Genomic DNA, 25,649 nt, shown 5'->3' with positions numbered 1-25,649 from the left:
TCATCGTCTTCGTGCTGGTCGGCCTGGTCGCGCTCGGCGTCGTGGGGGCGGCCCACTGGTACCTCTGGCGGCGGCTGGTGCGCGACACCACGAGCGAGGGCTCGCCCTGGCGGCGGGTCGGCGCCGCCGCCTTCGTCGCGCTCCCGCTCGCCATGATCGCGGCGCAGGTCTCCGCCCGCTCCGACCTGCCGTTCGTGCTCAAGCAGACGCTGGCCTGGCCGGGCTTCCTCTGGGCGGCGCTCCTGCTCTACCTGCTGCTCGCGCTCGCGGTGGCCGAACTCGTCCGCCCGGTGCTGCTGCGGGTGCTCGCCCGTCGCGCCGCCGCGCGGGAGGCCGAGGGGGCTTCCCGGCCCGCCGACGACCGCGCGGAAGGGGATGCGGCCGCCCGGCCGGTGCCGGCGGCGGCTCCGGCCGGCGTCGCCGCCGCGGAGCACCCGGCGCCGCCGTCCGCGGACGCACCGGCCGCGGAGGGCCCCGACCGCGCCCCCGAGGCCCCCGCCCCGGCCGCCGGCCTCCACCTGCCCTCCCGCCGCCTGTTCGTCTCCCGCGTCGTCGGCGGCGCCGCGGCCCTGGCCGCCGCCGGAACGGTCGCCTACGGCACCTCCAACGTGCTGAGCGGACCCACGGTCAAGCGCGTCACCGTCCCGCTGGCCAAGCTGCCGCGCTCCGCGCACGGCTACCGGATCGCCGTGGTCAGCGACATCCACCTGGGACCCGTCCTGGGCCGCGCCCACACGCAGCGGATCGTCGACACCATCAACGCGACCGGGCCCGATCTGGTGGCCGTCGTCGGCGACCTCGTCGACGGCACGGTCGCCGACCTGGGCACCGCGGCGGAGCCGCTGGCCGGCCTCCGGGCGCGCCACGGCTCCTTCTTCGTGACCGGCAACCACGAGTACTACTCCGGCGTCGAGGAGTGGGTCGACCACGTGCGGGAACTGGGCCTGCGGCCGCTGCGCAACGAGCGGGTGGAGATCCCCGGCTTCGACCTGGCCGGCGTCAACGACGTCTCCGGCGAGGACCACGGCGACGCCCCGGACTACGGCAGGGCCCTCGGCGACCGCGACCCCGGGCGCGCGTCCGTCCTCCTCGCGCACCAGCCGGTGATGATCCACGAGGCGGTCGAGCACGGCGTGGACCTGCAGCTCTCGGGGCACACCCACGGCGGCCAGATGTGGCCGCTCAACTACGTGGCGGCCGCCGCGAACCCGACGCTCGAGGGGCTCGACCGGTACGGCGACACCCAGCTCTACGTCACGCGCGGCGCGGGCGCCTGGGGACCCCCGGTACGGGTCGGGGCCCCCGCCGACATCACCGTCGTCCAGCTCGCCTCCCGGCAGGCGTGACACGGCTGGGGAACATTTGACCGGACCGCTCCCCGATCCCCTTCCCTCACCGGAAACACCTGTGGTTCAGTGTGCCGCAACTTCCGGGTGGGGCTCGAAACAGGAACAGGTCATGAAAGCGGTCGGCATACGAATACTGGCGAGCTGTGCGGCCCTCGCGGCCGCCGGCGTGGGCGCCTGGCAGCTCCTACCGGGCGAGGAGAAGGCCGATCCCGTGACCGTGGGAACGGTGGACGCGGTCACCTCCCTGGACCCGGCGGGCGGCTACGACACCGGCTCCTGGGCCCTCTACAGCAACCTCTTCCAGTCGCTCCTGAGCTTCGAACCGGGCGGCACCCAGCCCGTCCCCGACGCGGCGTCGTCGTGCGCGTTCATCGGCGACGGACTGCGCACCTACGGCTGCACGCTGCGCGAGGGCCTGAAGTTCTCCAGCGGCCGCGAGGTGACCGCCGAGGACGTCAAGTACTCCTTCGACCGGCTGCTCGCCATCGACGACGAGAACGGCGCCGCCTCGCTGCTCACCAACATCAAGTCGGTGGAGCCCGACGGCCGTGACGTCGTCTTCCGGCTCAAGACCGACGACGCCACGTTCCCGATGCGTATCGCGACCGGCGCCGGCTCGATCGTGGACCGCGAGGAGTACCCCGCAGACAAGTTGCGCGAGGGGACCGGCGTCGACGGCTCGGGACCGTACGTCCTGAAGAAGTACAAGGAGAAGCAGTACGCCGAGCTGGCGCCGAACCCCGACTACCGGGGCGCCGCGCACAAGACGGGTCTGCCGGTCACCATCCGGTACTTCGAGGACGCCGACGCGCTCGACGCGAGCTGGCAGAAGCGGGACGTCGACGTCGCCTCGCGCCAGCTGCCGCCGAAGGTGATCAGCGACACGGACGCGACCGACCGGGACGTGCGGGTCGCGGAGGGCGACAGCGCCGAGATCCGCAACCTGGTGCTCAACGTGCGCAAGGGGACGCCGTTCGCGCAGCGGGCGACGCGGCAGGCGGCGGCGTGGCTGGTCGACCGGCCCGAGGTGGCCTCGGGCGCGTACCTCGACACCGTGGAGCCGCTGTACTCGGTCATCCCGCGCGGGATCGAGGGGCACCGTACCCCGTTCTTCGACGCCTACTCCAAGCCGTCGGTGGCCAAGGCGCGGAAGCTGCTCCAGGAATCGGGCGCCGAGCTGCCCGTCAAGATCGGGATCGGGTTCCGGGCGGGCGGCGGCGAGATCAGGAAGGAGGCCTCGCTCATCGAGAAGCAGCTGGAGACGGGAGGCCTCTTCGACGTCGACGTCAGCTACCACGACTGGCAGGACTTCCAGAGCGGCTACCTCAACGGGAAGTTCGACGCCTACGTCGTGGGCTGGCTCGCCGACTACCCCGACCCCGACACCTTCGCCCAGCCGCTGGTCGGCACCGAGAACAGCCTCTCCAACGGCTACTCCAACCGGACGATCGACGCCCTCGTCGTCGACACCCAGCGCTACAGCGCCCGGGCGCGGGCCGTGGACGACTTCGCCGCGCTTCAGCGCGAGGTGGCGAGGGACGTGCCGCTGATCCCGCTCTGGCAGCGCAAGGACTACGTGCTCAGCACGAACGGAGTCGGCGGGACGCAGAACATGACCGACGGCTCGGGCGTGTACCGGCTGTGGGAACTGGAGCGCATCTGACGGAACAACCCCGCGCGGACGACGGTCCGCGCGGGTCACGCCCCCGCGTCACGCCCCCGCGCGGCGGGCGACGGTCTCCGCCATCCCGGGCAGGAAGTCGACGAACAGCTCGTGCACCTCGCGGACCAGGGGGCGCAGCAGGCGGAAGCGGGACAGCCGCACGCCGTGGGCGGTGAGCCGGGCCCCGCGCAGGGCGAGCAGGCGGGTGCGCTCGCTGTCCTCCGAGCGGTCGAACACCCAGTAGAGGACCAGCCCCATCTGGGCCAGCCACATCAGCTCGGGCACCGCGTCGGCCAGCTCCGGCGCGACCTTGGCCCGGGAGCCCGCGAGCACCTCCCGGTGCGTCCGCACGGCCGCGACCCGCGCGTGCTCGCTCTCCGGCGAGAACGGGCTCAGCGGGCTCTCCGGGTCGGCGGCGTTCTTGAAGAACTGCGCCGCGAACTCGTGGTAGGGACCCGCCACGTCGAGCCAGGCGGTGAGGACCCCGGCGAACCGGGCCTCGAAGTCCGTCTCCCGCTCCAGGACCGTCCGCACGGCGGCCTGGTGCTCGACGCCGATCCGGTCGTAGAACCCCTGGATCAGGTGCTCCTTGCCGGCGAAGTAGTAGTACGCGTTGCCGACCGAGACCCCGGCCTCCTGGGCGATGGCCCGCATCGTGGTCCTGTCGTACCCCCGCTCCTGGAACAGGCGCAGCGCCGTCTCCAGGATGAGCGCCCTGGTCTGCTCGCCCTTCGCGGGGCCGGTCCCGGCCGCGTCGCCCGCGGCCGGGGCCGTGTCCGGCCCTGGGGTCGCGTTCTCGGGGGTCTCGTTCTGCTCTGGCTTCTCCGACACGGTCCCGAGCCTAGAGCCTGGCCCGCGGACCTCGGGCGACTCCCCGTCCGCGGGCCCCTGAACCCGGCCTCGCGCCACCGGCGCGCTCAGCTCGGCGCGGGGCACGAGCCGCCGCAGTCGGGGTCCTGGGGCGGGGGCGGCTGCCGCAGGACCCAGTCCCGGGCGGGGTCGTACGACCAGCCGTCCGCGCTGATGTACGGTCCGCCGCCCCAGGAGCCCGCGGGCTGCCGAGGCGGCGGCGGGTCCGGGAGCTTCCGTTGCGACCGGCGGTACTTCGCCGCGGCCAGGACGGCTCCCTTGGCGAACGCGGCGCCCCCCGACGTGGTGAGCCTGTGCGCCATCGGGCGGTGTTCGGCGAGCGCCCACAGGCACACTTCCCAGGCTGCCTGGCCCGTGTAGACCTGCCCCGCGTCGCCGACGACGGTGACCTCCGACAGCGTCGCCGCCGGGTCGAGCGTCGGGAACCGCTCGACGGCGGCGGGCGAGCCGGCCGGGACGAACGTCAGCGGGACCAGGGCCCGCTGACGACCCATCCACGCGCGCACGAAGGCGCACAGCGGGCAGTTCGCGTCGTAGAGCACGGTGAGCCCGCGGACCGGGGTGCGGGCGGCGCCCCGGCCTACGGCGGTGCGTTGCGCGGTCACGCGCCCGCACCGGTGGGGGCGGTCCCGCCGATCCAGCCCTGCGGGTCGACCGGCGGGGTCTGCTCACGCTCCATCAGGCCCCGGCGGCGGATCTTGTTCAGGACGAAGACGTTGCCCAGGTGCAGCACGCCGAGCACGAGGAGCACGACGCCGAGCTTCACCGACAGGGCCTCGAAGAGCCCCGCCGTCTCGCCGACCTCGCGCTCGGCCCGCAGGAAGAGCGCGACGAACCCGAGGTTCACCAGGTAGAAGCCGACGACGAGCAGGTGGTTGACGGCGTCCGCGAGCTTCTCGTTGCCCTTGAGGACGTCCGACAGGAAGACCTTGCCGTTCCGGCTGAGCGTCCTGGCGACCCAGACGGTCAGCCCGATGCTGACGAGCAGGTAGACGACGTACGAGACGACTGTGAGGTCCATGGGGTCCCACCCTTGTGCGCGGCCGTTGGCGGCCTCGTTGAACGCGTTCAAAAACGCTGTCAGGAGTGACGGTAGCCCTGCTTTTGAACATGTTCAAGTGGAGAGGGAAGTCCTTGGACACCCGATGGAGATCGCCGTAGGGTCCGGCCATGGACGGATCAGCGCAACGCGCGCCACAGCCCCTTAGGGACTCGGACGCGGAACGCGCCCCTGTCGCACCCGACGACGTGGACGTGGCCGTCGGGCTCGCGGTGGCGCTTCTGGAGGACGTCCCGGACGACGCCTGGGACGCGCCGGCGGGCACCTTGGAGTGGACCTGCTGGGAGACGGTCGAGCACCTGGCGGACGACCTCTTCGCCTACGCGGCGCAGCTCGGTCCGCGCACGCCGCCGCGGGACGCGGAGGTGCCCTTCGTCTGGGAGGCCCGGCGACCCGGGGGACCGGCAAACGCCGTCCACGCCGACCGCGCCGCCGGCCCGGCGGGCCTGCTGCAGGTCCTGGAGGCCTGCGGCGCGCTGCTGGTCGCCATGACGCGCACGACGCCGCCCGCGGTCCGCTCGCACCACGGCTACGGGGCGTCCGACCCGGAGGGGTTCGCCGCCATGGGCGTCGTCGAGACCCTTGTGCACGCGCACGACATCGCCGCGGGACTCGGCCTCCCCTGGGAGCCGCCCGCCGATCTGGTCGCCCGCTCACTGGACCGGCTCTTCCCGGACGTCCCCCGCGCGGAGGCGGCCCCCTGGCCGGCGCTCCTGTGGGCCACCGGCCGCGGGGACCTCCCGGGGCGCGCCCGACGCACCTCCTGGCGCTGGTATGGGACGCCCCCGGCGAACGCGCCTACAGGCTCAGCGTGCGGGCGTAGTTGACCTGCGCCATCACCCAGGCGAACGAGTCCGGGCCGGTGGCCGGGATCATCGTCTGGTGGGTGCGGCCCGCGCTCGTGACGGTGACCTGGATGTAGCCGGTGGTGGTCTTCTCCTTCATCAGGAGGAAGAGCAGCCCGAGGAAGCAGACGAAGAAGAAGAGCACCGCGAGGACGATCGCGACGGCCGGCATCTTCTCCTCGGTGCGCGACATGTCGACGGCGTTCCAGACCGCGCCGCGCAGCGGCATCGGGCCGCTCGGGGTGAGGATCTGGTCGCCGACCACCGAGATGTCGCCGATCGCGACCTGGGGCGCGCCGCCCGCCGCCGGCACCGGGTAGCCGGCGTCCTGCGGGTAGCCGTAGCCGCCGGCGGGCGGCCCGTAGGCCGGGGCCGGGTAGCCGTAGCCCGGCGGCTGCGGGGGCTGCTTGCCGGGGCCCCAGCCGTACTGGCCCTGGTCGCCGCCCGGGTACCCGTAGGCCCCGGAGTCGCCCGCGTACGGGTTCTGGTTCGGATCGCTCATCGCCCTGCGTCCCCCATCTCGCCACCGCCGGCCCTGGTCGACCGCCCTTCGAGCCTACCGACCCCGTCGCCCGGGAAGCCATCGCCCCGGGGTGGGATACGCGGGACACCGCGACGCCGAAGGGCCCGCCTCCGGACGAACCGGGGACGGGCCCTGAGGGGGCGTCAGCGCCTGGTCACAGGCGGCGCGTGATCAGCGCGCGCTTGACCTCCTGGATCGCCTTCGTGACCTCGATGCCGCGCGGGCAGGCGTCCGTGCAGTTGAACGTGGTACGGCAGCGCCACACGCCGTCCTTGTCGTTCAGGATCTCCAGGCGCTGCTCGCCGGCCTCGTCGCGCGAGTCGAAGATGAACCGGTGCGCGTTGACGATGGCCGCCGGGCCGAAGTACTGGCCGTCGTTCCAGAAGACCGGGCAGGACGACGTGCACGCGGCGCACAGGATGCACTTGGTGGTGTCGTCGAACCGCTCCCGGTCCTCGGCGCTCTGCAGCCGCTCACGGGTCGGCTCGTTGCCCGTGGTGACGAGGAACGGCATGACGTCGCGGTAGGCCTGGAAGAAGGGCTCCATGTCGACGACGAGGTCCTTCAGGACCGTCAGTCCCTTGATGGCCTCGACCGTGATGGGCTTCTTCGGGTTCAGGTCCTTGATCAGCGTCTTGCACGCCAGCCGGTTGCGGCCGTTGATGCGCATGGCGTCCGAGCCGCAGATGCCGTGCGCGCAGGAGCGCCGGAACGTCAGGGTGCCGTCGACGTCCCACTTGATCTTGTGAAGGGCGTCGAGGACACGCTCCTTCGGGTCGATCTGGATCTCGAAGTCCTGCCACTCGGCGTCGGCGGACACCTCGGGGTTGTACCGGCGGATCCGGAAGGTGACCGCGATGTACGGCGAGTCGGCGAAACCGGGCTCCGGCGCGTCCGCGCTGTCGGACTTGGTCAGGGTGGGGGTAGCCATCAGTACTTACGCTCCATCGGCTGGTAGCGGGTCTGCACGACCGGCTTGTAGTCGAGCCGGATCGACTCGGCGCCGTCGTCGCCGACCTCGCGGTACGCCATGGTGTGGCGCATGAAGTTGACGTCGTCGCGGTTGGGGAAGTCCTCGCGGTAGTGACCGCCGCGGGACTCCTTGCGCGCCAGCGCGGACACGGCCATGACCTCGGCCAGGTCGAGCAGGTTGCCCAGCTCGATCGCCTCCAGGAGGTCGGTGTTGAACCGCTTGCCCTTGTCCTGCACCGACACGTTCAGGTAGCGCTCGCGCAGCTCGCCGATCTTCGCGACGGCCGTCTTGATGGTCTGCTCCGTGCGGAAGACCATCACGTTGGCGTCCATCGTCTCCTGGAGCTCGCGGCGGATGTCCGCCACCCGCTCGGACCCGGTGGAGCTCAGCAGCCGCTCGACCTGGGCGACGACGAGGCCGGCCGGGTCCTCGGGCAGTTCGGCGAACTCCGCGGTCTGCGAGTGCTCCGCGGCCGCGATGCCGGCCCGCTTGCCGAAGACGTTGATGTCGAGCAGCGAGTTGGTGCCCAGGCGGTTGGCGCCGTGCACGGACACGCAGGCGACCTCGCCGGCCGCGTACAGGCCGGGGACGACGGTGGTGTTGTCCCGCAGGACCTCGCCCTTGACGTTGGTCGGGATGCCGCCCATGGCGTAGTGCGCGGTCGGCTGGATCGGGATCGGGTCCGTGTAGGGCTCGATGCCGAGGTAGGTCCGCGCGAACTCGGTGATGTCGGGCAGCTTGGCGTCGAGCTGCTCCGGCGGGAGGTGCGTGAGGTCGAGGTAGACGTGGTCGCCCTCGGGACCGCAGCCGCGGCCCTCGCGGATCTCGGTGTAGATCGAGCGCGAGACGACGTCACGGGACGCGAGGTCCTTCATGACCGGCGCGTACTTCTCCATGAAGCGCTCGCCGTCCTTGTTGCGCAGGATGCCGCCCTCGCCGCGGGCGCCCTCCGTGAGCAGGATGCCCATGCGCCAGATGCCCGTCGGGTGGAACTGGAAGAACTCCATGTCCTCCAGGGGCAGCCCGCGCCGGTAGACGGCGGCCTGGCCGTCGCCGGTCAGGGTGTGCGCGTTGGAGGACACCTTGAAGAACTTGCCGGTGCCACCGGAGGCGTAGATCACGGACTTCGCCTGGAAGACGTGGATCTCGCCGGTCGCGAGCTCGTAGGCGACGACGCCGGCGGAGGTCTGCACGCCGTCCACGTCGACCAGGAGCTGGTCGAGGACGTAGAACTCGTTGAAGAACTCCACGCCCTCCTTGACGCAGTTCTGGTACAGCGTCTGGAGGATCATGTGGCCGGTGCGGTCCGCGGCGTAGCAGGACCGGCGGACGGGGGCCTCGCCGTGGTTGCGGGAGTGCCCGCCGAATCGGCGCTGGTCGATCGTGCCGTCGGGCGTCCGGTTGAAGGGCAGGCCCATCTTCTCCAGGTCGAGGACGGAGTCGATGGCCTCCTTCGCGAGGATCTCGGCGGCGTCCTGGTCGACCAGGTAGTCACCGCCCTTGACGGTGTCGAAGGTGTGCCACTCCCAGTTGTCCTCCTCCACGTTGGCGAGCGCGGCGGCCATGCCGCCCTGCGCGGCGCCCGTGTGGGAGCGGGTGGGGTACAGCTTGGTCAGCACGGCGGTACGGCTGCGCTTGGTCGACTCGATGGCCGCGCGCATGCCGGCGCCGCCCGCGCCGACGATGACGGTGTCGTACTTGTGGATCTTCATTGGTCGCGTCAGCCCCGGGCTCTAGCGGATGTTCGGGTCGAAGGTGAAGATCACCAGCGTGCCGAGCAGGATGGTGAACACCGTGGCGGTGTAGAGCAGGCCCTTCAGCCACAGGCGGGTGGAATCGCGCTCCGCGTAGTCGTTGACGACCGTGCGCAGGCCGTTCCCGCCGTGCAGCATGGCCAGCCACAGCATCAGCAGGTCCCAGACCTGCCAGAACGGGGACGCCCAGCGGCCCGCGACGAACGCGAAGCCGATCTTGGAGACGCCGCCGTCGAGGACGAGCTGGATCAGCAGGTGGCCGAGGACCAGGACGACGAGCACGATCCCCGACAGGCGCATGAACAGCCAGCCGTAGAGCTCGAAGTTGCCGCGGGTCGACTTGGGGGTCTTGGAGGTGCGCAGCCGCGGCGGCTCGATGTAGGGCGCCGGGTTGTCGCGGTCGAAGCGGGGCGCGGACTCTACGGGCCCGACGCCGGACGCGGTGGTGTCAGTGGACATCGTCGTCAGCTCCCGAAGACTTCAGCGAAGGCGTGGCCGAGGACCGGGTACAGCGCGCCGAGCATCAGCACGCCCCAGAGGCCCACCACGGTCCAGAGCATCTGCTTCTGGTAGCGGGGGCCCTGCGACCAGAAGTCCACGGCGATCAGCCGGAGGCCGTTCAGCGCGTGGAACAGGACGGCGGCGACGAGGCCGTACTCCATGAGCGCGACGAGCGGCGTCTTGTAGGTGGCGACCACCTCGTCGTACGCCTCGGGGGAGACCCGCACGAGTGCGGTGTCGAGGACGTGGACGAACAGGAAGAAGAAGATGAGGACGCCGGTGACTCGGTGAGCCACCCAACTCCACATTCCTTCCCGGCCGCGATACAGCGTTCCAGCCGGCACGGAAATACCCTCCGGGAGCGGATCGGGGGCCTGCCGGCTTCGATGTCGGTCTGACCCGGCCGGGTACGGTCCACCGGCCGTGGGTCATCGTATCGACGCGCTGTCGGATCCTTCACCCCGGCCCTGCGGGTGTGATCAAACAGGCACGTACGGGCTATCGGAGCGTGTTCCGGGGCGGGCCAGCGCGCGGGCCAGCCGACCGCGGACCAGGGCGCGCAGCTCGTCGGCGGCCAGCGCCCGCTCGTCCTCCGGCGCCAGGGCGAGGCGCGTGCGGACGGCGGCGAGCAGCTGGTCGAGGCGCCGGGACGGGTCGAAGGCGTCCAGGCAGATCACGAAGGCGTGCCCGAAGCGGCTCTCGTAGGCGGAGTAAGCGGCGCTCAGCGCCGTGTGGGCGGCCGCGGGCGGGCCGGGGGAGCCCGGTGGGAGCCGGGGCGCGGACTCGGCCGCCAGCGCGGCCGTCAGGGCCGCGGGGGAGAGGTCGTAGGCCGCCTCGTCGGCGGCGGCGAGCAGGGAGCCCAGATCGGGGTAGGGGCGGTGGGCGGCGATGCGAGCGGCCCATTCGGGGCAGGCGCAGCAGGCCAGCAGCTGGTCGAGGGCGTCGGAGAGAGGGGCCGCGTTGAGCCGGTCGAGGCCCGGAGGGCGCCGGTCGGGTCGGGAGGACAGCGGAGGCTCCTGGGAAGCGGTGAGCGGTGAGCGGAGGACGGCGTGCCGGCGGTGGAAGGGGCGGGCGGCGGCCGGAAGGGTCGCGGCGGTCCGGCCGCGGGTGGCCGGAAGGGTGCGGCTCGTCGAGCCGGAGTGCGTCACGACATCAGAGGCACGGTATCCGCGGGTGACGGGAGTTGTCCGACGGATGCGCGAATTTCACCTGAACGGGAGAGTTTGGATGCACGGAGTGGACTTCGACGACACCCGGCGGCCGGTGACCGGCCGAGGACCGGGGTGGAATCCGGCCATCCGCGATCCGGTGCCGCCCCGGGGCGCGCGCCCCAGGAGCCACGGACGGCCGTCGCCGCCGTGCGGGAGCACCCCGCGCGGGACGACGATCGGGAGGACGACGAGCGAGGCGAGGTCGACGACGTGAACCCCGGAACCCACAGCAGGCGACACCAGGCGAGGGCGCACCGCGTGCGCGGCGGCGGTGCCCGGTGACCGGCCGTCGGCGCAGGCGGGCGGAGCGGCCGACGCGCGGCGCGGTGGTCACCGGGGCGGTGACGGCCGGGGTCGCCGGAGCGGCGGCCCTGGGACTGCTCCTGGCCGGGTGCGGGGGCGACGGGCAGGACACCGGCCGCGAACAGGCCGCCGACCCGTCGTCGTCCGCGCCCGCGTCGGCGTCCCCCTCGCCGTCCCGCTCCTACGCCCTGTCGAAGCCGCCCCGGGCCGTCCCGGCCGTCCGGGAGCACACCGCGGCCCGCGGTCCTGGCTGGCGGCCGGCCGAGGACAGCCGGGTGCTCGTCCGGGACGACGGCCTCGCCGACGAGGGCAGGCTGCTCGCCGGGGAGCTCGGCATCGACTACGGCGGGGACGCCGACGCCCGGGCGGGCGACGTCGAGCTGGACGTGGCGGGCGGCGGTCCCGCGGAGTCGTACACCATGACCGTCCGCGACGGGCGGGTGCGGATCACCGGCGCCGACGAGGCGGGCGCGTTCTACGGGACCCGCACCGTCAAGCAGTCGGTGCGGGCCCAGGGGCGCGTTCCCGAGGGCACGGTGAAGGACCGTCCGGCGAAGCCGCAGCGCGGCCTGATGCTGGACAACGCGCGCAAACCGTTCACCGCGCGGTGGATCGAGGACCGGCTGCGCGAGGCGGCCGACCTGAAGCTGAACCAGTTCGGACTGCACTTCTCCGACGACCAGGCCTTCCGCATCGAGTCGGACGACCACCCGGAGATCGTGTCCGAGGACGCGCTCTCCAAGGACGAGGTGCGCCGCATCCTCAGGCTCGCGGACAGCCTGCACATCACCGTGGTCCCGGAGATCGACTCACCCGGGCACCTGGGAGCGGTCATCGACGCGTACCCGGACCTCCAGCTGCGCGACGCGAGCGGCCGGGCCACCAGGGGGGCCATCGACATCGGCAACCCCGCCTCCGCGCGGCTGATCGACTCGCTGCTGCGCGAGTACGCGGAGCTGTTCCCCGGCCGCTCCTGGCACCTGGGCGGCGACGAGTACCAGGCGCTCGTGAAGTCCGACCCCGAGGCGTCCTACCCCCGCCTCGCCGCGCTCGCCCGCGAGCGGTACGGGGCGGACGCGACCGTCCAGGACCTCGCCACCGCGTGGCTGAACGACCGGCAGGAGACCGTCGAGAAGGCCGGCAAGACCACGGTGAAGGTCTGGAACGACGGCCTGCACCCCGACGGCGCGGTGCGGCCGAACCGGGACCGCGAGGTCGAGTACTGGACGGGCAAGGAGATCGGCGCCCGCGAGCCGCGCGAGTACCTGGACGACGACTGGAAGGTCGTCAACCTCAACGACGAGTACCTGTACTACGTCCTCGGCGAGCCCAACACCTTCCGGTACCCGACCGGGCGGCGCATCTACGAGGAGTGGTCCCCGCTCGTCCTGCGCGGCACGCAACCGGTGCCCGCGCGGTACGACGACCAGATCCTCGGCGGCGTGTTCGCGATCTGGTGCGACCAGGCCGAGGCGCAGACCCCCGAGCAGATCGCCACCGCGATCCGCCTCCCGCTCGCCGCGCTCGCCCAGCGCGTGTGGGACACGGAGCGGCCGCTGACGTGGGACCAGTTCGCGGCGCGGGCGCGCGCGGTGCGCTGAGGGCGGGGCGCGGGGTGCGGGGCGCGGGGCGCGGGGTGCGCCGGCCGTGCGCGGGGACGCGGCGCGGAGGGCGGGCCCGGGTCCGCGTCGAGAGGCGCCCGGGACCCCGCTGAGCTGCGCGGAAGCCGGTGGACGCGGTCACCTGAGGTCACGTATCTTCCGCTGGCGCCCGCGCCGCTCGGTGAGGGGCGGGACCTGTGGGGGGTTGACCGGATCATGCTGTGCTCACACTGCCGGGCGAGAGCCGCGGCGACCGCGGACGGCCTGTGCCCGCGCTGCGCCACGTACGGGCCCGGCGGGTCGACGGCCGCGCCCGGCCACGCGGACCCGCACCCGGAGTCGGCGGTCGGCCCCGGGGCCGACGACGACGAGGCCGACGACGCCGAGGGGGCGGCCGGCGCGGACCGCGCAGCGCCCGTCCCCGCCGGTGCCCCCGTCCCCGCCGGTGCGCCCGTCTCCGTCGGCGGGCCCGCCGTGGCGGTTCCTCCGGGGTACGCGCACCCGTATCCCGCGCCCGGCGCGCTGCCCCTGTACCCGGAGCCGCCGCCGTGGGCCTACCCGGCGGGGCCCTCCGCGGTGCTGAAGTCCCCGGTGGGGCTGAGCCAGGCCGTGGTGACGCTGCTCGCGGTGATGATCGCGGCGGGACTGTTCTGCCTCGCCGCGGAGTTCCACACCTACGGCGTGATGACGGATCTGATCGGCGGCGCCTGGGGGGCCGAGGTCCAGGCCGCGGCCGACCGGGCCGACACCCTGGAGACCGTGGCGTCCCTCGTGTGGTCGGCCGGCCTGCTGGCGACGGGGGTCGTCTTCCTGGTCTGGTTCCACCGGGTCCGCGTCAACGCCGAGGTGTTCGCGCCCGAGTACCACTCCAAGAGGCGTGGGTGGACCGTCTGGTCCTGGTTCGTGCCGATCGTGAACCTGTGGTTCCCGCGCCGGATCGCGCTGGACGTCTGGGAGGCGAGCCGCCCGCCGGTCGCCGACCACGGCACCGTCGACGTGCCGAACAGCGGCATCAACGCCTGGTGGACGTTCTGGCTGCTCGGCTGCTGGTTCACCGAGTTCGGCGGCAGGCTGTACGACCGGGCCGAGGGTGCGGAGGAGGTGCGGTCGGCGACCGGAGTGTGCATCGCCGGGGACATGCTCCTCCTCGCCGCCGCCGTGTCCGCGCTCCTGTTCGTCCGCAAGCTGACGGCGCTTCAGGACGACAAGGCGCACGGACGGAACGGGACCGGGCATCAGTTCGTCTGACGGTATGGGTGGCGGACATCGCAAGTGTGTGCTGGAGTCACTGCGTGCCGCGGCCGTCGATCACAGTGGGGGATACGGGCATGGGTTACTGGGGCTACTACGTCGTCGCGCGCAGCGAGCGCGCCCTGAACGAGCTGGACGCGCTCGCGGGCGTACGGGAGGGCCTGACGCTGCACGAACGCCGCGCGGACGGCTGGCAGGTGTGGGAGCACCCGAGCCGCCCGGACGTGCCGGACGTCGGCGACATGAACAAGCTGGCGCAGGAGACGGGCGCACCGGCGCTCTTCGGGTTCGTCATGGACAGCGCGTGCGTGGTCGTCGAGGCCGCGGCGCCGGAGACCGGCGGCTGGAACGCGGCGCTCGCGCGGGACGCGATGGGCGACTACCTGGCCCCCGAGGGGCCGGGCGTGGAGGACCTCTTCCTCAGCCCGGAGGACGCCGCCGAGCGGGCCGCGGCGTGGGCGGAGGAGGGCACCGGCCGGGAGACCTCCGCGGACGTGCTCGTCCCGGTCTTCCGGGCCCCGGCCGAACCCTCCGCCGAACTGCTCTTCTTCCACTTCCTGGAGCGGCTCGGCATCTGAGGCCGCACTCCGGTCGAGAGGCCGTCGGGCGGGAACCCCCTGGGGCGGTTCCCGCCCGTCCGCCGTCCGGGACCTGTTCGAGGGCGTGACGCACCCGACAGCCCCGCTACAGGCGGCGGACCGTAAACTGCGCCGAGTCCGTTCGAACAGCGACGCTCCGAGGCACGAGGTACCGCGCAGTGACTCCCGGCCCGACGGCCCCGCCCCCGCCGCCCGTCACCGTCGTGGGCATCGGCGCCGACGGCTGGTCGGGCCTCTCCGGCACCGCGCGGGACGCCCTGCGCGACGCGGAGGCAGTGATCGGGGGGAAGCGCCAACTGGACCTCCTGCCACCCGGATGCGCCGCCGAGCGGGTCGCCTGGCCCACCCCGCTGCGACCCGCCGTCCCCGCCCTGCTCGCCGCCCACGCCGGCCGCCGCCTCGCCGTCCTGGCCAGCGGCGACCCGATGTTCTACGGCATCGGCCGGGCGCTGACCGAGGAGCTTGGTGCGGACGCCCTGCGCGTGCTGCCGCACCCGTCGTCGGTCTCGTACGCCGCCGCCCGGCTCGGCTGGCCGCTGGAGGACGTGGAGGTGGTCACGCTCGTCGGCCGCCCCGAGGCCCGGCTGGCCGCCGCGCTGCACCACGGCCGCCGGCTGCTCGTCCTGAGCGCGAACGCCGAAACCCCCGCCGCCGTCGCCGCCCTGCTGCGCGAGCGGGGCTGGGGTCCGAGCCGGATGCGGGTCCTGGAGCGACTCGGCGCTCCCGAGGAGCACGTCGGCGACGAGGCGACGGCCGACGCCTGGGACGCGCCCTCCGGGGATCCGCTCAACATCGTCGCCCTGGAGTGCCGTCGCGCCCCCGGGGCGCCGCACCTGGGCGCCGTGCCGGGGCTCCCGGACGACGCCTACGAGCACGACGGGCAGCTCACCAAACGGCACGTCCGCGCGGTGACGCTCGGCGTCCTCGCCCCCGCGCCGGGCGAGCTCCTGTGGGACATCGGCGGCGGCTCGGGGTCGATCGGCATCGAGTGGATGCGCGTCCACCCCGCCTGCCGGGCCGTCAGCGTCGAACGCGACCCCGAGCGGGCCGCGCGCATCGCCCGCAACGCCGACCGGCTCGGCGTACCGGGGCTCCGGGTCGTGACGGGCGCCGCGACCGACGTCCTCGGCGGACTGCCGCGCCCCGACGCCGTGTTCATCGGCGGCGGACTGACGTCGCCGGGGCTCCTGGAGGCCTGCTGGGCGGCGCTCCCGCCCGGCGGACGGCTGGTCGCCAACACGGTGACGCTGGAGTCGGAGGCGCTCCTCGCGGAGGCCCGCCGGCGGTACGGGGGCGAGCTGGTCAGGCTCGCCGTCGCGCACGCGGTGCCGGTGGGCGGGTTCACCGGCTGGCGGCAGGCGATGCCGGTGACCCAGTGGACCGCGCGCAAGCCGCACGACGCCCCCGCACCCGGCGACCAGGACCCGCACGCACCCCAGGAGAACCGATGACCGTGTACTTCGTCGGCGCGGGCCCCGGCGCCGCCGACCTCATCACCGTGCGCGGCGCGCGGACCCTCGCCGCCTGCGGGGTCTGCCTGTACGCGGGCAGCCTCGTGCCGCGCGAACTGCTCGCCGAGTGCCCGCCGGGCGCACGCCTGGTCGACACCGCCGAGCTGGACCTCGACGAGATCACCGCCGAGCTGGTCCGGGCGCACGAGCAGGGCCAGGACGTCGCCCGGCTGCACTCCGGCGACCCCTCGGTGTTCAGCGCGGTCGCCGAGCAGATGCGGAGGCTGGACGCGGCCGGGGTGCCGTACGAGGTCGTGCCGGGGGTGCCGGCCTTCGCGGCGGCGGCCGCGGCGCTGAAGCGGGAGCTGACCGTGCCGACGGTCGGGCAGACCGTCATCCTGACCCGGATCGCGCAGCAGGCCACCGCCATGCCCGAGGGCGAGGACCTGGCGACGCTCGGCCGCAGCGGCGCGCTGATCGTCCTCCACCTCGCCGCGCGGTACGTCGACCGGGTCGTGGAGGAGCTGCTGCCGCACTACGGCGCCGCCTGCCCGGCCGCGGTCGTCGCGTACGCCTCGCGCCCCGAGGAGCTGGTGCTGCGGGGCCCGTTGGGCGAGATCGCCGGCCAGGTGAAGGCGGCGGGGGTGCTGCGCACCGCCGTCATCATGGTCGGGCGCACACTGGGGGCCGAGCAGTTCCGGGACAGCCACCTGTACTCGCCGGAGCGTGACCGGCACGCGTGCTGAGAGCGGGCCGCGTGCGCCCGCGTTCACCGCGCGGACCGCTGTGAACCGAGCCGTGCCGGGCGCTGCGTGAACCGGGGTGCGTGAGCCGAGCCCGTGCGCCGCGTCGGGCGGCTGCCGCGCCCCGGGGCCGGGTCCGTGAACCGACCCGATCGTCCTCCCTGTGAACCGAGTCAACCTGCTGCGCCCGAAGGGACCTCCGCCGTGCACCTGCTGATCCTCGGCGGCACCACGGAGGCGCGGCAGCTCGCCGAGTCCCTGGCCGCCGAACCGCTGCCCGGGCTCCGCGTGACCACGTCCCTGGCGGGCCGTGTCGCCGCTCCCAGGACCCCGCCCGGCGGCGTGCGGATCGGCGGTTTCGGCGGCGCGGAGGGGCTGGCCGACTGGCTGCGGGCGCACGCCGTCGACGCCCTGGTGGACGCCACCCACCCCTTCGCCGGGCGGATCAGCGAGAACGCGGCCCTGGCGGCCGCCGCCGCGCACGTCCCGCTGCTCGCGCTGCGCCGCCCCGGCTGGACGCCGGTCGCGGGCGACGACTGGCATCCGGCCGCCTCCCTGGCGGCCGCCGCGGACCTGCTGCCGGCACTCGGCCGCCGGGTGTTCCTGACGACCGGCCGCACGGGACTCGCCGCGTTCGCCGGCCTGGACGCCCTGTGGTTCCTCGTCCGCTCCGTCGACTGCCCGGAGCCACCTCACCCGCCCCGGATGGACGTGCTCCTGGACCGCGGCCCCTTCACCCTGGCGGGTGAACGAGAGCTCCTCCAGAGGCACCGCATCGACGTCGTCGTCACGAAGGACAGCGGCGGTGCGGCCACCGCGCCCAAGCTGACGGCCGCGCGGGAGGCGGGCCTGCCCGTGGTGGTGGTGCGGCGGCCGCGGGGGCCCGCCGGGGTCCCGGCCGTCACCGACGTGCTCCAGGCGCGGCGGTGGGTGCGGGAGGCGTCCGCGCGGAGGCACGACGGCCGCCCGCCCGCGGAGGGGTGACCACCGTCGCGACCCAGCCCCGGAGAGCCTCCGCGCGGGACGGCGGCCGCCGCCCTCACCCCTCGGGGTAGTCCCGCGGGGTCCAGACGACCTCCTGGCCGTCGCCCCGCCGCACCACCTGGGTGCGGGACGAGCCGACCAGCAGGATCGTGCGCATGTCGACCTCGGACGGGTCCAGTTCGGCCAGCCGCACGATCCGCACCTCCTCGCCCGCGCCGCCGACGTCGCGGGCGACGACGACCGGCGTGTCCGGCGCCCGGTGCTCCATGAGCACCTCGCGCGCCTTGCCGACCTGCCAGGTGCGGCTGCGGGAGCCCGGGTTGTAGAGCGCGAGGACCAGGTCGGCCGAGGCGGCGGCCCGCAGCCGCTCCGCGATGACCTCCCACGGCTTGAGCCGGTCGGAGAGCGAGACGACCGCGTAGTCGTGCCCCAGGGGCGCGCCCGCGCGGGCGGCGGCCGCGTTGGCGGCGGTCACCCCGGGCAGCACCCGCACCGGCACGTGCGCGTAATCGGCGGCCGAGGCGGCCTCCAGGACGGCGGTCGCCATCGCGAACACCCCCGGGTCGCCGCCGGAGACGACGGCCACCCGGTGCCCGCGCGCGGCGAGCTGCAGGGCGAACTCCGCCCGCTCGGCCTCCACGCGGTTGTCGGAGCCGTGCCGCCGCTGCCCGGCGCGCACCGGCACCCGGTCCAGGTACGTGGTGTAACCGACCAGGTCGCTTGCCTCGGCGAGCGCACCGCGCGTCTCCGGCGTCAGCCACAGCGGCCCCGCGGGGCCCGTCCCCACGACGGTCACCTGACCGACTCCGTGGCCGTCCGTCGCCCGCTCGGGGCGCTCCCGGCCGGCCCGGCTCGGCAGCACGGCCACCGAGAAGTACGGCACCGAGTCCGCGTCGACGTCCGCGAGTCCGGCGAGCCGCTCGCCCGCCATCGTGGCCCGCTCGACGTACCGGGCCTCCGGCAGCCGCCCGGCGCGCTCCATCGCCCGGCGGACCTTCGGGAAGGTGCGGCCGAGCTTCATCACCACGGCCGCGTCGGTGGCGGCCAGACGGGCCGTCAGCTCCTCCTCGGGCAGCGTGCCCGGCAGGATCGTCAGCACCTCCTCGCCCTCCGCGAGCGGTGTGCCGAGGCGTGCGGCGGCCGCGGACACCGAGGTGACGCCGGGGACGACCTCGGTGTCGTAGCGGTCCGCGAGCCGCTTGTGCATATGCATGTACGAGCCGTAGAAGAGCGGGTCGCCCTCGGCGAGGACGGCCACCGTGCGCCCCGCGTCCAGGTGGACGGCGAGCCGCGCGGCGGCCTCGGTGTAGAACTCGTCCATCGCGCCCTGGTAGCCGCCCGGGTGGTCGCTGATCTCGGTCGTCACCGGGTAGACGAGGAGTTCCTCGACGTGGTCGGGGCGGATGTGCGCCGCCGCGATCGAGCGGGCGATGGAACGGCCGTGGCGCGCGCTGTGGTAGGCGATCACGTCCGCGCCGGCGATGGCCTCGACGGCGCGCAGGGTCATCAGGGACGGGTCCCCGGGGCCGAGACCGACCCCGTACAGCTTGCCGCTCATTCTTCCTCGCTCGCTATCGCGTTGAGCGCGGCGGCGGCGATGGCGCTGCCTCCGCGACGGCCCCGGACGACCAGGTGCTCCAGGCCCGAGGGGTGGTCGGCCAGCGCGTCCTTGGACTCGGCGGCCCCGACGAAGCCCACGGGGACTCCGATGACGGCGGCGGGCCGGGGCGCGCCCTCCTCGATCATCTCCAGGAGGCGGAACAGCGCGGTGGGCGCGTTCCCCACGGCGACGACGGCGCCCTCCATGCGGTCGCGCCACAGCTCCATGGCGGCGGCGCTGCGGGTGGTCCCGAGCTTCGCCGCGAGGTCGGGCACCGACGGGTCGGAGAGGGTGCACACGACGTCGTTGTCCGCCGGCAGGCGCTTGCGGGTGACGCCGCTGGCGACCATCTGCACGTCGCAGAGGATCGGCGCGCCGCCCCGCAGGGCCTCGCGGGCGCGGGCCACCACGCCGGGGGTCCAGCCGAGGTCGGCGACCAGGTCGACCATCCCGCAGGCGTGGATCATCCGCACCGCGACCTGGCTGACGTCGGCCGGCAGGGCGCCCAGGTCCGCCTCCGCGCGGATGGTGGCGAAGGACTGCCGGTAGATCGCCGGTCCGTCCTTCTCGTAGTCGAACGTGGTCACGGTGCGTCTCGCTGCTCTCGGTCGTGGTGCGGTGGGCGGGCGGTCGTCATCAGGCGTCAGGGGGCCGCCACGCGGAGGGCGGCGGCGAGGTCTCCGGGGGTGCGCAGGGGGGTCGCGCGGGCGTCCTGGCCGTCGTCGCCGGCCCGGGTGACGCGGTAGCCCCCCTCAGGTGCCGCGACGACGTCGACACGGTCTCCGCGCGGAGCGCCGCAACGCCGTGCGCAGCCGGACCAGTACAGCGGCAGCGGCGACGCGACGACGGCGGGCAGCATCCGTCCGGCGTCCGCCCGCACGTCCGCGCGCGACTTCGCGCACCCCGGGCGGCCGACGCACGCGCCGACGCGCAGCCAGGGCGAGTCGCCCGTCACGAGACCGGCGGCCGCGCACCGCGCGAGCGCGTCGTCCGCGTCCGCCGCGCCGATGCCCGGCACGGGGACGACGACGCCCCTCCAGGGCGTCAGCCGCAACTCCCCGGCGTGCGCGGCGGCGAGCCGGATCAGGACGTCCCACTGGAGGGCCGTCAGCCGCCCGAACGGGACGTGCACACAGAGCGCGTCCCCGACGCGCCCGGGGCGCGGCCCCCGCGCGGCGGCACCCTCGGCGTGCGGCTCGCGGGCCGGCTCGGCGTCCCTGCGCGCGGGGATGCCCGCCGCTGCGAGCCGTCCTGCCACCGCGTTCCGCAACTCCCCGTCCGGCAGCGCGAGATCGCTGATGCGCCACGTGCGGCCCTCGGTGTCCCGGGCGAGGTCGAGGAAGGTGTGCGCGGCGGTCAGCGCGGCCTCGGGGGCGTGCTCCGCAGGGACTCGCAGGGACTCCCGGCGCGGCCCCAGGAGCAGCCGCGCGTGCGCGCCCTCCAGAGCCTGGACGACGACGTCCGCACCGAGTCCGGCGACGTCCCCCCGGCCGTCGTCGAGCGCGAACAGGAAGCGCCCGGACAGGTCCCGCGCGGGCGCGCTGCCGCACAGCAGGGCGTCCAGGGCCGTCAGCCACGGCCGGACGTCGCGCGACCCCTGGCCGTCGAGGCCGGACAGCGGCGAGGCGACGACGTTGCGCACCCGCTCGTGCGCGGGCGAGGGCAGCAGCCCGGCGGCGTCGAGCGCGGCGGCCAACTCCCCGCCGCAGCCGTCGCGCAGGCCCCGCAGCTGGACGTTGCCGCGCGAGGTGAGGTGCAGGTCGCCGTCGCCGAGGCGCGCCGCGGCGTCGGCCAGCGCGCGGGCCCGGCGCACGTCGAGCACGCCCCCGGGGATCCGCACCCGCGCCAGCGCACCGTCGTCCGCCGCGTGCAGCCGCAGCGTGCCGGGACAGGCGTCCTGCCGGCCCCGTACGGCCTCCTGCGCGCCGCGCGGCGCGACGTCGGCCGGGCCCGCCGGGGCAGCGTCCGGGGCCGCCGGGGCGGCCTGCGGGACGACCGGCCGGGCAGCCGGAGCGGCCGGAGCGGGGCGGGGGGTGGACATGGCGGCGAGCATACCGATGGTCATATCGGGCGTACTCCCTGACCTCTTGCGGCGCCCCTTACTATGCCTGCGGGGGGATCCACCCGGTGCCCCCGCCGCCGAGACGGCGACAGGGAGGAAGCCCGGTGCGAATCCGGCGCGGTCCCGCCACTGTGAGTCCGGCCACTGTGTGGCCGCACGAGCCAGGAACTCCCGCCGTCTCTCAACCGCCCGGGGCGTGGACACCCCGAGGAAGGCCAGACGCCGCATGATCCTGCTCCTGTCGACGTCGGACACCGATCTGCTCAGCGCCCGCGCGGCGGACGGACCGGTGCCCTACCGCTACGCCAACCCCTCCCGCACCGCCCTGGACGAGCTGCCCGCGCTCCTGGACGGCGCCGGACTCGTCGTCGTCCGCCTGCTCGGCGGGGTGCGCGCCTGGCAGGAGGGCCTGGACCTGCTGCTCGCCGACGGCCGTCCCGTCGTCGTCCTAACCGGCGAACAGGCCCCCGACGCCCAGCTGATGGCCGCCTCGACCGTCCCCGTCGGGATCGCCGCCGAGGCGCACGCCTACCTGGCGCACGGCGGCCCCGCGAACCTGGAGCAGCTCGCCCGGTTCCTCTCCGACACCGTGCTGCTGACCGGCCACGGCTTCGAGTCCCCGGCGCCCGCGCCCTCCTGGGGCCGCCTGGAGCGCACCCCCGCACCGGAGGCCGGGGGACCCGTCGTCGCGGTGCTCTACTACCGCGCGCACCACATGAGCGGCAACACCGCGTTCGTGCACGCCCTCTGCGACGCCCTGGAGAAGGCGGGCGCCCGCCCGCTGCCCCTGTACGTGGCCTCCCTGCGCGTCCCCGAGCCCGAGCTGATCGCGGAGCTGCGGGCGGCCGACGCGATCGTCACCACGGTCCTCGCGGCGGGCGGCACCCGCCCCGCGGAGGCGTCCGCGGGCGGCGACGACGAGTCCTGGGACGCGGGCGCGCTCACCGACCTCGACGTACCGATCCTCCAGGCGCTCTGCCTGACCTCGTCCCGCGCGGACTGGGAGGCCAACGAAGAGGGCGTGTCCCCGCTCGACGCGGCCACCCAGATCGCCGTCCCCGAGTTCGACGGCCGGCTGATCACCGTCCCGTTCTCGTTCAAGGAGATCGACGGCGACGGCCTTCCGGCGTACGTCCCCGACGCCGAACGGGCCGCGCGCGTCGCCGGGATCGCGCTCCGCCACGCACGCCTGCGACACATACCCGACGCGGAGAAGCGGCTCGCGCTGGTCCTCTCCGCCTACCCGACGAAGCACTCCCGGATCGGCAACGCGGTCGGCCTCGACACCCCCGCGAGCGCGGTCGCCCTGCTGCGCCGACTGCGCGCGGAGGGCTACGACTTCGGCTCCGGGGACGTCCCCGGACTGGCCTCCGGCGACGGCGACGAGCTGATCCGCGCGCTCATCGAGGCCGGCGGGCACGACCAGGACTGGCTCACCGAGGAGCAGCTGGCCCGCAACCCGGTCCGCATCCCCGCCGCGGACTACCGGCGCTGGTACGCCGAGCTGCCGCAGGAGCTGCGGGAGGCGGTGGAGGAGCACTGGGGGCCGCCGCCGGGGGAGATGTTCGTCGACCGGTCGGCGAACCCGGAGGGCGACATCGTCCTCGCCGCGTTGCGACGTGGCAATCTGCTGATCCTGATCCAGCCGCCGCGCGGCTTCGGCGAGAACCCGATCGCGATCTACCACGACCCCGACCTGCCGCCCTCGCACCACTACCTGGCCGCCTACCGCTGGATCGCCGCGCGGGCGGACGACGGCGGGTTCGGCGCGGACGCCGTGGTCCACCTCGGCAAGCACGGCAACCTGGAGTGGCTGCCCGGCAAGAACGCGGGCCTGTCCGCCGCGTGCGGGCCGGACGCGGCGCTCGGCGACCTGCCGCTCGTCTACCCGTTCCTGGTGAACGATCCCGGCGAGGGCACCCAGGCCAAGCGCCGCGTCCACGCCACGCTCGTCGACCACCTGGTGCCGCCGATGGCCCGCGCGGAGTCCTACGGCGACATCGCGCGCCTGGAGCAGCTGCTCGACGAGTACGCGCAGATCGGTGCGATGGATCCGGCGAAGCTGCCGGCGATCCGGGCGCAGATCTGGACGCTCATCCGGGCCGCGAAGCTCCACCACGACCTGGGGCTCGAGGACCAGCCGGACGACGACGGCTTCGACGACTTCATCTTCCACGTCGACGGGTGGCTCTGCGAGATCAAGGACGCGCAGATCCGTGACGGGCTGCACGTGCTCGGCGCGGCGCCGGCGGGGGAGGCGCGGGTCAACCTCGTCCTCGCGATCCTGCGGGCGCGGCAGATCTGGGGCGGCAACGCGTCGCTGCCGGGGTTGCGGGAGGCGTTGGGGCTGGACGAGTCCGCCGCGACCCGCTCCGCGGCGGATGCGGTCGAGGCGGATGCGCGGACGCTGGTCCAGGCGATGGAGGACGCGGGGTGGGATCCGGCGGCGGTCGAGCGGGTCGTCGCGGAGTACGCGGCGGTCGGGGTGGATCGGTCGTCGCGCGACCTTCCCGCCGTCGGGGCTGGTCGCGCCCACGCTGCGGAGCCGCAGATGTCACAGCCCCGCGCCCCTGAAGGCAGCGACTTCGTCGCCGCCGACCAGGTCGCCGCTGTGCTGCGGTTCGCCGCGACCGAGGTCGTGCCGCGGCTCGACGGGACCACCGCAGAGATCGATCACGCCGTGCACGCCCTGAACGGGGGGTTCGTGCCGGCGGGGCCGTCGGGGTCGCCGTTGCGGGGGCTGGTGAACGTGCTGCCGACGGGGCGGAACTTCTACAGCGTGGACCCCAAGGCGGTGCCGTCGAAGCTCGCGTGGGAGACGGGGCAGTTGCTGGCGGACTCGCTGCTGGAGCGGTACCGGGCGGACAACGGCGAGTGGCCGACGTCGGTGGGGCTGTCCCTGTGGGGGACGAGCGCCATGCGGACAGCGGGGGACGACATCGCGGAGGCGCTCGCGCTGCTGGGCGTGCGTCCGGTGTGGGACGACGCCTCGCGGCGGGTGACGGGTCTTGAGGCCGTCCCGGCGGCCGAGCTCGGGCGGCCGCGTATCGACGTCACCCTGCGGATCTCCGGCTTCTTCCGGGACGCGTTCCCGCACGTGGTCGCCCTGCTCGACGACGCCGTACGCCTCGCCGCCTCCCTGGACGAGCCGGCGGACGCCAACCACGTCCGGGCGCACGTCCGGGCCGACCTCGCCGCGCACGGCGACGAACGCCGCGCCACCACCCGCATCTTCGGCTCCCGCCCCGGCACCTACGGCGCCGGTCTGCTCCAGCTCATCGACTCGCGCGACTGGCGCACCGACGCCGACCTGGCCGAGGTCTACACCGTCTGGGGCGGGTACGCCTACGGCCGCGAGCTGGACGGGCGTCCCGCCCGGGAGGAGATGGAGACCGCGTACAAGCGGATCGCGGTCGCGGCGAAGAACACCGACACCCGCGAGCACGACATCGCCGACTCCGACGACTACTTCCAGTACCACGGCGGCATGGTGGCGACCGTCCGCGCGCTGCGCGGCAGCGCCCCCGAGGCGTACATCGGCGACTCCACCCGACCCGAGACCGTCCGCACCCGCACCCTGGTCGAGGAGACCTCGCGCGTGTTCCGCGCGCGGGTGGTCAACCCGCGGTGGATCGAGGCGATGCGTCGCCACGGCTACAAGGGCGCGTTCGAGCTCGCCGCCACCGTCGACTACCTCTTCGGCTACGACGCCACCACCGGCGTCGTCGCGGACTGGATGTACGACAAGCTCACCGAGACGTACGTCATGGACCCCGTCAACCGCGCGTTCCTCCAGGAGGCAAACCCCTGGGCCCTGCACGGCATCGCGGAGCGCCTCCTGGAGGCCGAGTCGCGCGGCATGTGGGCCGAGCCCGACCCGGCGGCCCTCGCGGCGCTGCGGGAGGTCTACCTGGAGACGGAGGGCGACCTGGAGGGCGGCGACTGACGTTCCGTCAAACTGCTGGCTGCTGCGACTGGTTGATGGCTCCACGGTCCCGTCCGCAACCGTTCCCCGGTCGCGACGGCAACCGGCCGCCCCGCCGCCGCCCCTCCCGGCGCGGCACCGGACGGCGGCCCGGAGCGGAGACGGCCGGGGTCGCCACCCCCCACAGGAGAGACCCCGGCCGCCGCCACGCGGGCCGACGAGCGGCCCGTACTCCACTCAGCGCCGGGCAAGCGTTTTCTGTCACACCAGGGCGCCGACCGGCCGCGGCGCGGTGCGCGAGGGGCCCGTGACGCGATCGTTGCACGTTCTACGATCGCGAAGTCCGTGGGCCATGGACGCGGGGCGGTGACACGTCGTAGC

At 74.2% G+C, this 25,649-nt stretch carries 22 protein-coding genes and 1 riboswitch; of the genes, 10 read left to right on the top strand and 12 right to left on the bottom strand.

The window, feature by feature from the left end; translation table 11 throughout:
* The first annotated feature begins 2 nt into the window (after positions 1-2).
* Both ACFWEG_RS01985 and ACFWEG_RS01980 read left to right on the top strand, forming a co-directional pair.
* The gene (locus ACFWEG_RS01985; protein WP_387208184.1) at positions 3-1,346 is read left to right on the top strand and encodes a metallophosphoesterase; all 1,344 of its coding nucleotides are present in this window, start codon (positions 3-5) and stop codon (positions 1,344-1,346) included.
* 112 nt (positions 1,347-1,458) lie between these two features.
* Entirely contained in the window at positions 1,459-3,012 is a 1,554-nt protein-coding gene (locus ACFWEG_RS01980) for an ABC transporter substrate-binding protein (RefSeq protein ID WP_387208101.1), read from the top strand.
* A 48-nt stretch (positions 3,013-3,060) separates the two neighbouring features.
* On the opposite strand, the gene ACFWEG_RS01975 is transcribed toward ACFWEG_RS01980, so the two are convergent.
* The 3 genes from ACFWEG_RS01975 to ACFWEG_RS01965 all read right to left on the bottom strand — a co-directional run bounded on the left by ACFWEG_RS01975 (position 3,061) and on the right by ACFWEG_RS01965 (position 4,903).
* Positions 3,061-3,843 carry a TetR family transcriptional regulator gene (locus tag ACFWEG_RS01975; RefSeq protein ID WP_387208099.1) on the bottom strand — a complete coding sequence of 261 codons (783 nt, stop codon included), beginning with the start codon at positions 3,841-3,843 and terminating at the stop codon, positions 3,061-3,063.
* An 86-nt stretch (positions 3,844-3,929) separates the two neighbouring features.
* A complete protein-coding gene (locus tag ACFWEG_RS01970) occupies positions 3,930-4,487 on the bottom strand; it encodes a thiol-disulfide oxidoreductase DCC family protein (protein WP_387208097.1) in 558 nt (185 codons plus the stop codon).
* On the bottom strand, positions 4,484-4,903 hold the full coding sequence (locus ACFWEG_RS01965; RefSeq protein ID WP_387208095.1) for a hypothetical protein: 420 nt from the start codon (positions 4,901-4,903) through the stop codon (positions 4,484-4,486). Before ACFWEG_RS01965 ends, ACFWEG_RS01970 begins: the two co-directional genes overlap by 4 nt.
* 149 nt (positions 4,904-5,052) lie before the next feature.
* Between ACFWEG_RS01965 and ACFWEG_RS01960 the strand changes: the two genes are divergently transcribed.
* A complete protein-coding gene (locus ACFWEG_RS01960) occupies positions 5,053-5,769 on the top strand; it encodes a maleylpyruvate isomerase N-terminal domain-containing protein (RefSeq protein ID WP_387208093.1) in 717 nt (238 codons plus the stop codon).
* Here the strand turns inward: ACFWEG_RS01960 and ACFWEG_RS01955 are convergent.
* The 6 genes from ACFWEG_RS01955 to ACFWEG_RS01930 all read right to left on the bottom strand — a co-directional run bounded on the left by ACFWEG_RS01955 (position 5,741) and on the right by ACFWEG_RS01930 (position 10,686).
* Positions 5,741-6,289, bottom strand: coding sequence for a hypothetical protein (locus ACFWEG_RS01955; protein ID WP_387208091.1), 549 nt, complete (start codon positions 6,287-6,289; stop codon positions 5,741-5,743). The genes ACFWEG_RS01960 and ACFWEG_RS01955 overlap by 29 nt on opposite strands.
* Before the next feature lie 175 nt (positions 6,290-6,464).
* A complete protein-coding gene (locus ACFWEG_RS01950) occupies positions 6,465-7,241 on the bottom strand; it encodes a succinate dehydrogenase iron-sulfur subunit (protein ID WP_387208089.1) in 777 nt (258 codons plus the stop codon).
* On the bottom strand, positions 7,241-8,995 hold the full coding sequence (gene sdhA / locus ACFWEG_RS01945; RefSeq protein WP_387208087.1) for a succinate dehydrogenase flavoprotein subunit: 1,755 nt from the start codon (positions 8,993-8,995) through the stop codon (positions 7,241-7,243). The genes ACFWEG_RS01950 and sdhA overlap by 1 nt, the downstream gene beginning before the upstream one ends.
* A 21-nt stretch (positions 8,996-9,016) precedes the next feature.
* On the bottom strand, positions 9,017-9,496 hold the full coding sequence (locus ACFWEG_RS01940) for a succinate dehydrogenase hydrophobic membrane anchor subunit (protein ID WP_387208085.1): 480 nt from the start codon (positions 9,494-9,496) through the stop codon (positions 9,017-9,019).
* Between the two features lie 5 nt (positions 9,497-9,501).
* Positions 9,502-9,882 (bottom strand): succinate dehydrogenase, cytochrome b556 subunit, encoded by a 381-nt coding sequence (sdhC, locus tag ACFWEG_RS01935; protein ID WP_387208083.1) that lies wholly within the window; start codon positions 9,880-9,882, stop codon positions 9,502-9,504.
* Positions 9,883-10,017: 135 nt separating this feature from the next.
* Complete coding sequence (locus ACFWEG_RS01930) at positions 10,018-10,686, bottom strand: 2-oxo-4-hydroxy-4-carboxy-5-ureidoimidazoline decarboxylase (RefSeq protein ID WP_387208081.1); 669 nt, start codon at positions 10,684-10,686, stop codon at positions 10,018-10,020.
* Between the two features lie 341 nt (positions 10,687-11,027).
* On the opposite strand from ACFWEG_RS01930, the gene ACFWEG_RS01925 reads away from it, so the two are divergent.
* From ACFWEG_RS01925 to ACFWEG_RS01900, 6 genes are all read left to right on the top strand, one after another.
* A complete protein-coding gene (locus ACFWEG_RS01925; protein ID WP_387208079.1) occupies positions 11,028-12,653 on the top strand; it encodes a glycoside hydrolase family 20 protein in 1,626 nt (541 codons plus the stop codon).
* A 216-nt stretch (positions 12,654-12,869) separates the two neighbouring features.
* Positions 12,870-13,901, top strand: a complete 1,032-nt coding sequence (locus ACFWEG_RS01920) for a DUF4328 domain-containing protein (RefSeq protein ID WP_387208077.1) — start codon at positions 12,870-12,872, stop codon at positions 13,899-13,901.
* 80 nt (positions 13,902-13,981) lie between these two features.
* Complete coding sequence (locus ACFWEG_RS01915) at positions 13,982-14,482, top strand: hypothetical protein (RefSeq protein ID WP_387208075.1); 501 nt, start codon at positions 13,982-13,984, stop codon at positions 14,480-14,482.
* Positions 14,483-14,661: 179 nt separating this feature from the next.
* The gene (cbiE, locus tag ACFWEG_RS01910) at positions 14,662-15,954 is read left to right on the top strand and encodes a precorrin-6y C5,15-methyltransferase (decarboxylating) subunit CbiE (RefSeq protein ID WP_387208073.1); all 1,293 of its coding nucleotides are present in this window, start codon (positions 14,662-14,664) and stop codon (positions 15,952-15,954) included.
* Positions 15,951-16,700: a precorrin-4 C(11)-methyltransferase gene (gene cobM, locus ACFWEG_RS01905; protein ID WP_387208071.1), complete on the top strand. Its 750-nt coding sequence runs from the start codon at positions 15,951-15,953 to the stop codon at positions 16,698-16,700. The genes cbiE and cobM overlap by 4 nt, the downstream gene beginning before the upstream one ends.
* A 201-nt stretch (positions 16,701-16,901) precedes the next feature.
* Positions 16,902-17,681 carry a cobalt-precorrin-6A reductase gene (locus ACFWEG_RS01900; RefSeq protein ID WP_387208069.1) on the top strand — a complete coding sequence of 260 codons (780 nt, stop codon included), beginning with the start codon at positions 16,902-16,904 and terminating at the stop codon, positions 17,679-17,681.
* A 55-nt stretch (positions 17,682-17,736) separates the two neighbouring features.
* Here ACFWEG_RS01900 and ACFWEG_RS01895 read toward each other — a convergent pair whose 3' ends face one another.
* From ACFWEG_RS01895 to cobG, 3 genes are read right to left on the bottom strand one after another with little or no spacing between them, the layout of a single operon-like run.
* Positions 17,737-19,239, bottom strand: a complete 1,503-nt coding sequence (locus ACFWEG_RS01895; RefSeq protein WP_387208067.1) for a precorrin-2 C(20)-methyltransferase — start codon at positions 19,237-19,239, stop codon at positions 17,737-17,739.
* Positions 19,236-19,868, bottom strand: a complete 633-nt coding sequence (locus ACFWEG_RS01890) for a precorrin-8X methylmutase (RefSeq protein WP_387208065.1) — start codon at positions 19,866-19,868, stop codon at positions 19,236-19,238. The genes ACFWEG_RS01895 and ACFWEG_RS01890 overlap by 4 nt, the downstream gene beginning before the upstream one ends.
* Positions 19,869-19,924: 56 nt before the next feature.
* Positions 19,925-21,346, bottom strand: a complete 1,422-nt coding sequence (gene cobG, locus ACFWEG_RS01885; protein ID WP_387208063.1) for a precorrin-3B synthase — start codon at positions 21,344-21,346, stop codon at positions 19,925-19,927.
* A gap of 90 nt (positions 21,347-21,436) precedes the next feature.
* Positions 21,437-21,514: riboswitch (cobalamin riboswitch) on the top strand.
* 55 nt (positions 21,515-21,569) lie between these two features.
* Here cobG and cobN point away from each other — a divergent pair.
* Positions 21,570-25,289, top strand: a complete 3,720-nt coding sequence (gene cobN, locus ACFWEG_RS01880; protein WP_387208061.1) for a cobaltochelatase subunit CobN — start codon at positions 21,570-21,572, stop codon at positions 25,287-25,289.
* Positions 25,290-25,649: the final 360 nt, after the last annotated feature.

This window comes from Streptomyces sp. NPDC060194 (genome assembly GCF_042728285.1).
Taxonomy (GTDB): Bacteria; Actinomycetota; Actinomycetes; order Streptomycetales; family Streptomycetaceae; genus Streptomyces.
This window is presented reverse-complemented; position numbering and strand designations above follow the sequence as displayed.